This window comes from Massilia genomosp. 1 (assembly GCF_011682185.1).
Classification (GTDB): Bacteria; Pseudomonadota; Gammaproteobacteria; order Burkholderiales; family Burkholderiaceae_D; genus Telluria_A; species Telluria_A rubra.
In genome coordinates this window covers 1-10,818 of record NZ_WHJF01000148.1, presented here as the reverse complement: position 1 = coordinate 10,818, position 10,818 = coordinate 1, and the positions used below count along the sequence as shown (strand labels likewise).

At 64.8% G+C, this 10,818-nt stretch carries 13 protein-coding genes; 3 read left to right on the top strand and 10 right to left on the bottom strand.

Annotated features, from left to right (window positions below):
* Positions 1-119: 119 nt before the first annotated feature.
* The 3 genes from F1735_RS30740 to F1735_RS30730 form a co-directional block, all read right to left on the bottom strand.
* A complete protein-coding gene (locus F1735_RS30740) occupies positions 120-755 on the bottom strand; it encodes a glycoside hydrolase family 104 protein (RefSeq protein ID WP_167240457.1) in 636 nt (211 codons plus the stop codon).
* An 8-nt stretch (positions 756-763) separates the two neighbouring features.
* Positions 764-1,297: a PAAR domain-containing protein gene (locus F1735_RS36950; RefSeq protein WP_167240456.1), complete on the bottom strand. Its 534-nt coding sequence runs from the start codon at positions 1,295-1,297 to the stop codon at positions 764-766.
* Positions 1,298-1,516: 219 nt separating this feature from the next.
* Positions 1,517-1,975 (bottom strand): winged helix-turn-helix transcriptional regulator, encoded by a 459-nt coding sequence (locus F1735_RS30730; protein ID WP_167240455.1) that lies wholly within the window; start codon positions 1,973-1,975, stop codon positions 1,517-1,519.
* Between the two features lie 97 nt (positions 1,976-2,072).
* Here F1735_RS30730 and F1735_RS30725 point away from each other — a divergent pair, with 97 nt between their 5' ends.
* Positions 2,073-3,275 (top strand): MFS transporter, encoded by a 1,203-nt coding sequence (locus F1735_RS30725; RefSeq protein WP_187364401.1) that lies wholly within the window; start codon positions 2,073-2,075, stop codon positions 3,273-3,275.
* A 17-nt stretch (positions 3,276-3,292) separates the two neighbouring features.
* On the opposite strand, the gene F1735_RS30720 is transcribed toward F1735_RS30725, so the two are convergent.
* From F1735_RS30720 to F1735_RS30705, 4 genes are all read right to left on the bottom strand, one after another.
* Positions 3,293-4,372, bottom strand: coding sequence for a hypothetical protein (locus F1735_RS30720; RefSeq protein WP_167240453.1), 1,080 nt, complete (start codon positions 4,370-4,372; stop codon positions 3,293-3,295).
* A gap of 129 nt (positions 4,373-4,501) precedes the next feature.
* Positions 4,502-5,266, bottom strand: a complete 765-nt coding sequence (locus tag F1735_RS30715; protein ID WP_167240452.1) for an OBAP family protein — start codon at positions 5,264-5,266, stop codon at positions 4,502-4,504.
* Positions 5,267-5,322: 56 nt separating this feature from the next.
* The gene (locus F1735_RS30710) at positions 5,323-5,781 is read right to left on the bottom strand and encodes a hypothetical protein (protein ID WP_167240451.1); all 459 of its coding nucleotides are present in this window, start codon (positions 5,779-5,781) and stop codon (positions 5,323-5,325) included.
* 128 nt (positions 5,782-5,909) lie between these two features.
* On the bottom strand, positions 5,910-6,233 hold the full coding sequence (locus tag F1735_RS30705; protein ID WP_167240459.1) for an OmpA family protein: 324 nt from the start codon (positions 6,231-6,233) through the stop codon (positions 5,910-5,912).
* Positions 6,234-6,412: 179 nt separating this feature from the next.
* Here F1735_RS30705 and F1735_RS30700 point away from each other — a divergent pair, with 179 nt between their 5' ends.
* Positions 6,413-7,795: an IS1380 family transposase gene (locus F1735_RS30700; RefSeq protein WP_167240458.1), complete on the top strand. Its 1,383-nt coding sequence runs from the start codon at positions 6,413-6,415 to the stop codon at positions 7,793-7,795.
* Between the two features lie 245 nt (positions 7,796-8,040).
* Here the strand turns inward: F1735_RS30700 and F1735_RS30695 are convergent, their stop codons facing one another.
* Positions 8,041-9,267 carry a M23 family metallopeptidase gene (locus tag F1735_RS30695; RefSeq protein WP_167240450.1) on the bottom strand — a complete coding sequence of 409 codons (1,227 nt, stop codon included), beginning with the start codon at positions 9,265-9,267 and terminating at the stop codon, positions 8,041-8,043.
* An 87-nt stretch (positions 9,268-9,354) separates the two neighbouring features.
* Here F1735_RS30695 and F1735_RS30690 point away from each other — a divergent pair, with 87 nt between their 5' ends.
* Positions 9,355-10,362, top strand: coding sequence for a GlxA family transcriptional regulator (locus tag F1735_RS30690; RefSeq protein WP_167240449.1), 1,008 nt, complete (start codon positions 9,355-9,357; stop codon positions 10,360-10,362).
* A 28-nt stretch (positions 10,363-10,390) separates the two neighbouring features.
* On the opposite strand, the gene F1735_RS30685 is transcribed toward F1735_RS30690, so the two are convergent.
* Together F1735_RS30685 and F1735_RS35880 are read right to left on the bottom strand one after the other, a co-directional pair.
* Positions 10,391-10,579, bottom strand: a complete 189-nt coding sequence (locus F1735_RS30685; protein WP_167240448.1) for a hypothetical protein — start codon at positions 10,577-10,579, stop codon at positions 10,391-10,393.
* A 49-nt stretch (positions 10,580-10,628) separates the two neighbouring features.
* Positions 10,629-10,818, bottom strand: a 190-nt coding sequence (locus F1735_RS35880; RefSeq protein ID WP_222853121.1) for a hypothetical protein, incomplete at its 5' end; no start/stop codon positions are given.

Genomic DNA, 10,818 nt, shown 5'->3' with positions numbered 1-10,818 from the left:
CTCTGGGGTAGAATTCATGTCGGGCAAGGTGTGTTCGTGCTGATAGGGTAGGTTTTTAGATAACTCCCATTCTATCAATCACTTACGGCATTCTTGCCCTTTTTTGTGCAAAATTCAGGCTAGCGGCGCGGCGGCGGCAAACCCTGGTCGGCGCGCGCCGCAATGGCGCCGCCGCATTCGCCGTACTTTTGCATGAAGCTCTCGTAGGCCGCGTCCGGCGCCGCAAAGCGCGCCTGGCTCCCCGGCGTCCTGGGCAGCCCCGGCCAGCAGGTCGCGGCGGCCACCAGCGTGGCGTCGATATCGCCAGCCTGGATCTTGCCCAGCACGCTTAACTCGCGCAGCACGTCGACCGCGATCAGTTCCTGTGTCTCGGCGCAAAAGTCGGACAGGTCCATGCGCGCGCCCACCTCTTGCCATACTTCGCGCGTGATGCGGTACAGGCCGGCGGCGGTACACATGCCGTTGTGGCCCGCACCGGGATGGGTGGAAAAGTCGGTGAAGCGCCACGGGTCGTTGCGCCGCCCGCGAATGGCGCCGTCGAGAAAATCGACGCCGCCGCCCAGGCAGTGGCACATCGCGCGCAGGAAGGCCCGGATGTTGGGCTGCTTCAGGTAGACCCGGTTTTCTTCAAGGCGGCCAGCTTTTTCGAGGCGGATGCGCACTGTCTTGGCTTCGGCCTCGTCAGCCGGCGTGGTGCTCAGGCGCGCCCGGTGATGCAGGACGGCGCCGGACGGCGAAATGAGGGTGGCGCTCATGCGGCTTCCTAGACAAAGAGTTCGACCGATTCGGCCATCGTCGTGGTCGACAGCAAGTGGGTGTAGCCCTTGCCGTCGGAGGTGCCGAATTCGAGCTGGCCGCTGGCGCGCACCACCGCGTATTCCTTGTGGACCAGCGGATCGCCCGTTTCTTCGTCGAGCAGCACGAAGCGCTCGTTGAAGCGCGGACCGCGCGCGCCCTCACGCGCGGCGCGCGGCGGCAGGCTGTCGCTGTTGGACAGGGCGCGCCCGGTATCCTTGAGCACCTGGCTGCGCATGATCTGCACCGGCAGCAGCTTGGGCAGGGGCGAGCAGCGGCAGTTGCACAGGTCGTTTTCGAGCGCGACGTGCTTGCCGTCCGACATTTCGGGGATGCGCGGGCCGATGCACATGATGCGCCCGGTCGCCTTGCATGCGGGACAGGCCACCAGATCGCCTTCGAGCGCGATCGGCACGCCGTTGATGCAGCCGCTGCCGCTGGCCGAGACGACCCGCCCGCCGGCGCTGGTGGTGGCGCCCAGGGTGATGGTGTAGCGCCTCATTGCGCCAGGCTCCGCAGGGCGCCGTGGCGGCAGGTTTGGGCGGGAACGACGGGATGGGAGCTCAGTTTCATGGCGATTCCTTTGCGACGACATAACAAGTTGGCGTTAGCGGCGCCGGGGCGCCTGACATATGCCAAGGTTACTTTTGGAGGCTGTCGCGGGTTTGATCTCGCTCAATCAAACCCTTGCTAGCTAGCAGCTTGAACAGGGTGACAACACCTACGCGGCGCTGTCGGCCAGCTTGTTGACGAGGGTCCCGGCGGCGTCCACCAGGCGGCCGTCGGCGGCGCGCGGCAGCATCGGCGCCAGCGCCTGTCCGCTGTGCCGGTCGAGCAGTTGCGAGTGCGCCTCGCCGCCCGCGAACAGTTGCTGTTCGCCCCACTGGCGCAGTGCGACGATCACCGGGAACAGGCTCTCGCCCCTGGCGGTGAGCACGTATTCCTGGTAAGCCGTGCCGTCCGCCGCCGGCTGCACGGCCAGCACGCCGGCCTCGACCAGCACGCGCAGGCGGTCGGCCAGGATATTGCGCGCCACCCCCAGGCGGCGCTGGAAGTCGCCGAAGCGGCGCGCGCCATCGAAGGCGTCGCGCACCACCAGCAGGCACCAGCGCTCGCCGATCACATCGAGCGCGCGCGCCACCGGGCAGGGGTCGGCTTTCATGCTTTTACGTTTGGCCATCGTTGCGGCGTCCCTCTTTGCGCTTAACTAGTTGCATTTTAAAACCCAAATCCTTACACTTCAACGAGTTTCAATTTAAAACCAGTTTAGGATGACCATGATACCCCTCTTTCCAGGCGCCGTTGCGGCGCCGCGCGTGCCGCCCCGGCTGGTCGCGCTGTTTGCGTGCGGCAGCGGCTTGAGCGTGGCCAATGTGTACTACGCCCAGCCCTTGCTCGGTTCGCTGGCCGCCGACTTCGCGATCAGCCCGGCGACCATCGGCGGGGTGATCACGGCCACCCAGGCCGGCAGCATCGTGGCCTTGCTGATGCTGGTGCCGCTCGGCGACCGGCTCGACCGGCGCCGCCTGATGCTGGTCCAGGCCGTGCTGCTGGCGCTGGCGCTGGCGTGCGTGGCGATGGCGTGCCAGACGGCGCTGCTGCTGGCCGGCATGCTGGCCGTCGGCCTGCTCGGCACCGCCATGACGCAGGGCTTGATCGCGACCGCCGCCAGCGCGGCCGATGCCTCCGAGCGCGGGCGCGTGGTCGGCGCGGCGCAGGGCGGGGTCGTCATCGGCCTGCTGCTGGCGCGCGTGCTGGCGGGCGTGGTGGCCGACGCAGCCGGCTGGCGCTGGGTGTATCTGCTGGCGGCCGCCACCATGCTGGCGCTGGCGGCCCTGCTGTGGACGGCGCTGCCGGCGCAGGCGCGCACGCGCCCAAGCTTGTCGTACGGCGCGCTGCTGCTGTCGATGCTGGCGTTGCTGCGGCACGAAAGGATGCTGCAGATCCGTGGCGTGATTGCGCTGCTGATGTTCGCGGCGTTCAGCATTTTCTGGAGCGCGCTGGTGCTGCCGCTGAGCGCGCCGCCGTTCGCCCTGTCGCACAGCGCCATCGGCGCCTTCGGCCTGGTGGGCGTGGCCGGGGCGCTGGCGGCCGGCAAGGCGGGCAGCTGGGCCGACCGCGGCCTCGGGCAACGCGCCACCGGCATTGCGCTCGGTTTGCTGGTGCTGGCCTGGCTGCCGCTCGGCTTGCTGCATCGCTCGCTGTGGCTGCTCGGGCTGGGCATCGTGCTGCTCGATATCGGCGCGCAAGCGATCCAGGTGCTCAACCAGAGCATGATTTTCCGCAGCCGCCCGGACGCGCACAGCCGCCTGGTGGGCTGCTACATGCTGTTCTACGCGGTCGGCAGCGGCGCCGGGGCGCTGGCGGCAACGGCCATGTACGCCGCCGCCGGCTGGACCGGGGTGTGCTGGCTCGGGGCCGGGGTGAGCGCGCTGGCGGCCGTGTTCTGGGCGCTCAGCCTGCGCTGGACGCCGGCCTGACGGGCCGCTTCCTAAGCTTAGGACTTCCCGAGGCGCCGGGCAAAGTCGGCCAGCATGGCGGCGTCGCCGGTGGCCGCCAGGCGCGCCTTGACCAGGGCCATCGGCATGAACGCGCCACGTCTGCAGACGAGGTACAAGGACAGCTTGCGCACCGTGCGCGAGGCATCCATGAGCGCCGCCAGTGCGATGTCATCCTTCTCGCCGGGCGCATGCTGCAGCCAGGCCATCAAGGCTTCGGCCCGGACCGACTTGCTGGCGTGCGTGGTGAACGATTGCATGAAGGCCAGGTCGGCCGGGTCGCGCAGGCTGGCCAGGCCCGCCAGCGCGGTGCGCACCTCGATCGCGTTCCGCTCCGGCCGGCGCGCCGCCTTGCGGTAAACATCGCGCAGGTCGACGCCGTGCAGCGCCATGAACGGCTTGGCCACGGCACGCACCGATTCGTTGAAGTCGAGCAAGGCGGCATGCGCGGCCGCCAGGCTGTCCGCGTTATCGGTTTCGAGCATGGCTTGCAGCGCCAGCGTTCGCACGCTGCTGAAGGGCGAGGCGAGCGCCTTGCGGCACAAGGCGTTGCGCTGATCCGGCGGCAATTGCATGCACAGTCGCACGCCCTGCGCGGCCAGCATCACATCGTTCCAGTTGCGGCCGATGGCGCCCACCAGGTCGGCGGGCGTACACATGGCGTGCCGGCGCAACAGATGGAAACGTGTACGCGCCAGGTGGCAATCGGCATCTTGCACGCCTTGCAGCAAGGCGGATACGCCGGTGACCCGGATCAATGCCTGTTCGTAGGCATCGACCCAGGCGCGGTGATCGGTCCTGCCTGCATTGAGCAGATGCTGCACGCGCGGCAGGATGGCCAGCAAGGCGGCGGCGGGCATGCGCTCGACCAGTGACATCATCGCCTCGCGCGCGGCGTCGCGCACCTGGGGCACCCAGTCGTTGAGCCGGGGCGCGAGCAACGCCAGCACGCGCGGGTCGGACAGCCTGCCGCATTCGCGCACCGTCGCTTCGCGGACGCGACCGCCATGCCAGTCCAAGCGCTCTTTCAGGTCGAGCAGGGGATCGGGTGACGCGGGCGGCGTGCGGAAATTGGTCATGGGCTCGGCAGGGAACTTGGGCGCCCGCCTGCGCGGGTGCGACGGCGTGGGTGGCTTTGCCAGTATAGGGCATGCGGCCACTCTATCCGCCCTGCCTTGACGCCGTCGCTGCCGCGGTCCGCGGCGCGTCTATTTGTTGGTCACGCCGGCAATCTCGCGCGTGGGGCGGGCGAACTTGCCTTTCAGGTCGTCCGTGCCCGCCTGCGGCTTGGCCAGTTTGGTCAGGTCGGCACGGTCCTTGCGCGTTGCGGCGGTATCGAGCTTCATGCGGCGGTCGCGCTCTTCGACCAGGCCGGGCTGCGCTTCGCCGTCGCGGCTGAAGGACCAGGCCAGCATTGGCTCGCCCAGCGGCAACTTGTCGTTGGGCTGGCCCATGTGACCGGTGTTCCACATGTGCCAGGTCTTGCCGTAGCTATTCATCTTGGACTTCATCAGCGCTTTTTCGGCCACCTTGGGGATGCCGGGCGCCATCAGCTGGCCGCTGAGGATTTCGCCGTTGTGCGGATGCCAGAATGTCTTTTCTTCGGCGGGCAAGGTCGCGAACAAGGTTTCCGAAATGATGTACTCGACGCCATGCATATTGGCTTTGCTGGTGTTGCTGTCGAACAGGACGCACTGGGCGAAATCTTCGTTCATCTGGTGGCAGTAATGATGCGCTTCCATCTGGTGCCCGGGATGGTCCTTCATGGGATGAAAGCCGACCAGGTAGATATCGAAACCGGCCACCGGGCTGTTGCTCTGCAAGAGTTTGGCGCCGGCTTCGAGGGCGCGCGTCTTGGGCGCCTTGTCGGCGCCGGGCGGCGATTGGGGCGGCGCGACTTTTTCTTGCGCCCAGGCCGGAGAGAACGACAGCAGCAGCGCTGCCATCGTCATGGAAAGATGCGTGCGTCTCATGAAACAGCTCCCGAAAAGTGGGACGGCGCGGACGATCCCGGGGCGGGGGAAAGGCCTCAGTTCTTTTTCTCGTTGGTGAGCGCCAGGTCTTGTATTGCCTTCAGTGCGGCTTCTTCGGTCGCCGCTTCGATATTGGTGCGCCCGCCGAAGCTCGATGCACCCATCCAGGTGCGGAAATACTGGACCTTCGGCGTGCCGACGGTCACCATCATTTTGCGCTCGCCCGGATACATGACCGACGGGATGGCGATCTCGCACTCGCCAACCGGCAGGTCGGCGTAGAACACGCCGCCGGGAATGGACTCCCCTACCTTGGCGCCGCACGCAAAGATATCGGGACGCATGCCCGAGCCGAACGCTGCGTATTCACGGTAAAAAAACAAGCGTCCGGTGTTCTCCGCCACGGCGGGCATCGCGTCCTTCACGGACGCAAATTTAGGGCCGCTAGCCGCGCATGCCGTCAGCAACAGGGTGATGGCCATACAGGACAACGGTTTTACATAGCGATTGAGCATGGGGTTCTTTTGTTTTGTCAGGATTGATCGAGGCGCTATTTTGACCGAATTATCGTTTTAGTCAAAGAGGCGCCAGCGATCGCCCGAACTTCCCGCAAGAGGCGCGCTTGGGCGCCCCCCGCCGGGCATTATCCCCTTGCCACCTTGACCAGCTCGACACGGCGGTTCTTGGCGCGCGACTCGTCGCTGTTGTTATCGGTCAGCGGCTTGTCCGAACCGTGGCCGGCGGAACTCAGGCGCGTGCCGTCGATGCCGTCGCTGACCAGGGCCTGCACCACCGCCTGGGCGCGCTCGCGCGACAGGGTCTTGTTGCGGGCCTTGTCGCCCACGTTGTCGGTGTGGCCTTCGACCGACAGGTGCAGCGCGGTTTCTTTCTTGAGCAGCGCGGCGATTTCATCGACCGCCGGCTTGCCGTCCGGGCGGATGGCGGCCTTGTCGGTATCAAAGTTGATCGGTTGCGCGGCAAACCTCGCCCTTCAGGGCGGGGTCAAGAGCGCGGACGGCGCAGCCGTCTGGTTTGGTGCGTCTAGCCTGAATTTTGCATAAAAAAGGGCAAGAATGCCGTAAGTGATTGATAGAATGGGAGTTATCTAGAAACCTACCCTATCAACACGAACACACCTTGCCCGACATGAATTCTACCTCAGAGCAGCTTCGTTTTGCATCCATTCCTGCCCATAGCGTTCGCGCCGATTTCGCCGGCGGGGGCTTGTCGTCCGATCTCGGACCACTTTTACTGCGCGGTGTCGACCTGCAGATTGGATTGACCAAGCGCCTCGCCGCAGCCCTGCCGGACCGCCGCCATCAGAGTTACATCAGCCATTCGTATCACGATCTTCTGACGCAGCGCATCTATCAAATCGGCTGTGGCTACGAGGACGGCAACGACGCGAACAGCCTGCGCCACGACCCGATGTTCAAGCTTGGCGCGGCCCGTTCGCCGTTTGACGCCGCCGCCGCGCTGGCATCGGGAGCGACGATCTCGCGCTTTGAACACGCCGCAAGCCGCCAGGATATTTATCGCGTCAGCGAGGCCCTGGTCGAACAGTTCATTGCCAACTTCGCCAGCCCGCCAAAGAGCTTGATTCTCGACCTGGATCACTCCGAGGATGCGTGCTACGGCCAGCAGCCGCTGGCGTTCTACAACCACCACTATGGTTCGACCTGCTATTTGCCGCTGATGATTTTCGACGGTCAGTCGGGCGGCTTGATCGCGGCGGTGCTGCGCCCCGGAAGGCGACCATTTGGCGAAGAGAACGCGATGATCATGCGGCGCGTTCTGAAGCGGATTCGTCAGCACTTCCCCGATACGCATATTCTCGTACGTGGCGACGGACACTTCAGTGGCCCTGAATTAATGAGCCTGATCGATGGGATGTCGAACATGGACTTCATTTTTGGTTTCGCCTGCAACACCAAGCTCCTTGCGATGGCCGAGCCGACCAGACTTCGCGCCATCGACCGGTGGGTGGCTGCGCAATCACAGGACCTGGTGCCCAATGCGGTGCGTCTGTTCGATGAATTTACTTACAAGGCGCGCTCGTGGCCAAAGGCCTGGCGCGTGCTGCTCAAGGCCGAGGTCATGGCGCTTGGCGAGAACACGCGCTTCATCGTGACCTCGCTGCCAGGACTCGATGCCGGCATGTTGTACGAGGATATTTATTGCGCGCGAGGTCAGGCCGAAAATTACATCAAGCATCTCAAGGATGACCTCGCCGCCGACCGTACTTCCTGCACCAGCTTTCTCGCCAATTGCATGCGCTTGTTGCTGCACGCGGCGGCCTACATCCTGCATCAGCAACTGCGTACCGAAGGGCTGCGGCATACCGCGCTGTCGCAGGCGCAGCCATCAACGGTCATTGCCAAACTGTTCAAAATCGCCGTGCAGGTCAGGCAGTACAAGAACAAGATCGTCCTTCACCTTCCGAGCGCCTGTCCGGCCAAACATCTGCTCCGGACCTTGACCGAACGACTGTACCTGTCGACACCGGCCAGGTCCCTCAACTCGTCCTGAGCAAGCCACGTCCGGTCTGCCGAGAACTGACCACCAACCCGCCAACCTTCAACCGCATACCGCTCCATTCGATGTCCCGTTCAATCGGGTAGGGCATCCATTACCCGCGACCATCGAAAACACTGCCGACGAGGTTTCGTATCGTCCAGCCAGCAACGCACTGGCAGTTCATGAAACATTCAGGCTAGCGCGTCGCATAGCGCCTCGCATAGCGCCTCTCGGCCAGAACAGCGCTGCGCATGCGGCTACTTGTCCGCCGTATCCGGGCCGAAGTCGACGACGACATCGCCCATTGGGTACTCGCTGGTGCGCGTTTCCCATTCCTGGTCGCCGCTTTTGATCCGGTAGCTGTCGAAAAGTTGGGGCAAGCCCTCGCTGGCCATGACGTCGGCCTTGTCCGTCACCTGGAAGTGCAGGTGCGGCCAACGCGCGTCACCCGAGTTGCCGACGCGCGCCAGCAACTGGCCGCGCCGCACCCGGTCGCCGGCCTTGACGCCGACGCTGCCCGGCTGCAGATGATAATACGCGGCGAACTGCCCATTGCCCAGGTCAATGATGATCTGGTTGCCGCCGATGGTGTCCAGGGTGACCGGCAGCGCCGCCTCGAATCCTGCCTCGGTTTTTGGGATATTGTCCGGAAAGCCGTCGCGCGCGGTGACCACTTTACCGTCCGCCACGGCCAGCACCTTCTGGCCGTAGGCGTAGTAGGCGCGCACGTCACGCGCGTCGCCGGAATATGGTTTGCGCCGGGCGTCGAACTTCTTCCAGTCGATCGCATAGCGCCGCGAAATCTGCGCGGCGCCGTCGACCACCCACAAGCCCATCCGGTGATGCGAGTGCAGGCTCGGATTGTTACCCGGCGTCCAGTTGGTTCCGACCAGTGGACGCCCCAGCACCGGCATCGGCGTGGTGCGCGTGTCGATCGCGGGACCGTCCGCCACGGCCTTGTCGAGCAATACCCGATGCCTGAGCCTTGCGGGAACCGCGACCTTGGCGTCGAACGCCAGGCACAGGAAGGCAACGGCGCCCTGCCCCACGCCCAGGCGTTGGAGATTGACCGGGTTATCGCCAATCGTCACCTGGCGCAGGCTGGTCGCCACCTGCGCTTCCTTGAGCTCGGCTACCGGGGTGGACGCCGGCTGGTCCGCGTCGAGTATCTCGATGCCATGCACCGTCACCGCTTCCGCCGAGAAGTTCTGTAAATGCAATTCGTACAACAAGTAATTGCGCCCCGCGCCTGGCAGCACCGTCGGCTGGACCGGCGTGCGCACCTGCACCTGGACTGGCGGAAAGACGGGCTGGGCAACCACTGCTGCTGCCGGCGCCGGCTTGGCCTTGCTTGCCATTTCGCATCCGTAGGGAAGCGGCACAGTGGCCGCAAGCGCGTTGCCGGCCAGCGCGCAGCCAATGGCGGCGACGATGAAGTCAATGGCGCCGTGGCGGGCGCCGGTCCTGAAAAGCTTGATGGGCATGGAAGATCATCGGTCGAATGTGGGAGCGCGGATCTTATATGAATTATTCTTGACAGAAATGTCTAGCATGGTTGAATATTTGCCAATATGAACGCATCTGCTGCCACTGTCGATATCTGGCTCCTGGTTTTCCCCAACTTTTTGCTGCTCGACGCGACCGGACCCGTCCAGGTCTTTTCCAGTGCCAACGACGAGGCGCGCGACGCCGGCCGGGCACCACCCTACCGGATCCACCTGGTCGCCGCCGGCGGCGGCGCGGTCACGTCATCATCGGGCGTCGCCCTGCTGGCGGCGCCCTTGCCCGGTCCCGACCTGGACGGCGCAACCTTGATCGTCTCGGGCGGCCGGGTCGAGGCCCTACCGTGCGCTGCGCAGGCCGATGGTCGCGTCACGCTCGACTGGGTCGCGGATGCGGGCGCCACTGCCGCGCGTTGCTGCTCGGTCTGCACCGGAAGCTTTGTGCTGGCGCGCGCGGGCCTGCTCGACGGACGCCGCGTGGTCACGCACTGGGCCGACGTGGCGGCGCTGCGCGGCGAGCATCCTTCACTGACGGTGATGGACGATGCGCTCCACGTAAGGGATGGCAAATTCCATACCTCGGCCGGCATCAGCGCCGGCATGGACCTGGCACTGAGCCTGGTCGAACAAGACCTGGGCCGTGACGCCGCGCTGGCCGTCGCCAAACGCATGGTCCTGTTTTTGAAGCGGCCGGGTGGGCAGCGCCAGTTCAGCTCCGAATTGCTGGCGCAATCGCACCCGCTGGGCGTGAGCGCCCAGTTGACCTCCTGGCTGCGTCCGCGCCTGGCGCAGCCGGTGGACATCGGCCAGATGGCCAGTGCTTGCGCATTGTCGGTACGGTCGCTGTACCGCAAGCTGCGCGAGGAAGCCGGCTTGACGCCGGCGCAACTGCTGGCGCGCCTGCGTCTGGAGGTGGCCTGCATGCTGCTCGAACAGCCCGGCATGATGGTCAAGCAGGTGGCGCGCCAGAGCGGCCATGGCACGGAGTACAACTTGCGCCGCGCGTTTGCGGCGCAATTGGGGGTGCTGCCCAGTCAGTATCAGGCGCGCTTTGCCTGCACGGGGCGCGATGACTAACTAGAGCGGACTTTATGTACGGTGATCATCACAGACCGCGCAGGGTGCCAGTGAATCTGCCACAGTCGCACTCGTGAAAGATCACTGTTCCACGCTCATGGAACCTGATCGCAGAATGGCAGCTATCGCAGCACACTGTATTAGCGCCGGTGCGGTGATGCTCCTCCAGCGCCAGCAAGAAGTGCGGCAGGTCTTCGGCATTGGCGTTCTTTTTCATCTTTTTCTCTTCGTGTTAAATCGACAATCCAGCGGACCCTGCACAGCTGTCAACCTCGAGCGGTTTCTGGCATATGTCGTCGACGATCACGAGCAAGAATAGCTTGCAATCGTCGTAACTGTTTAGCCTGAGCGAGCACGTGCCAGAGTTGTTCGTTTCTTGAAATCGGTCCATGATGCTGATCATGACAAAACTGCGCCCCCTTCCAGATCTTTCCAAGCTTTCCGCCGCGGAAAAGG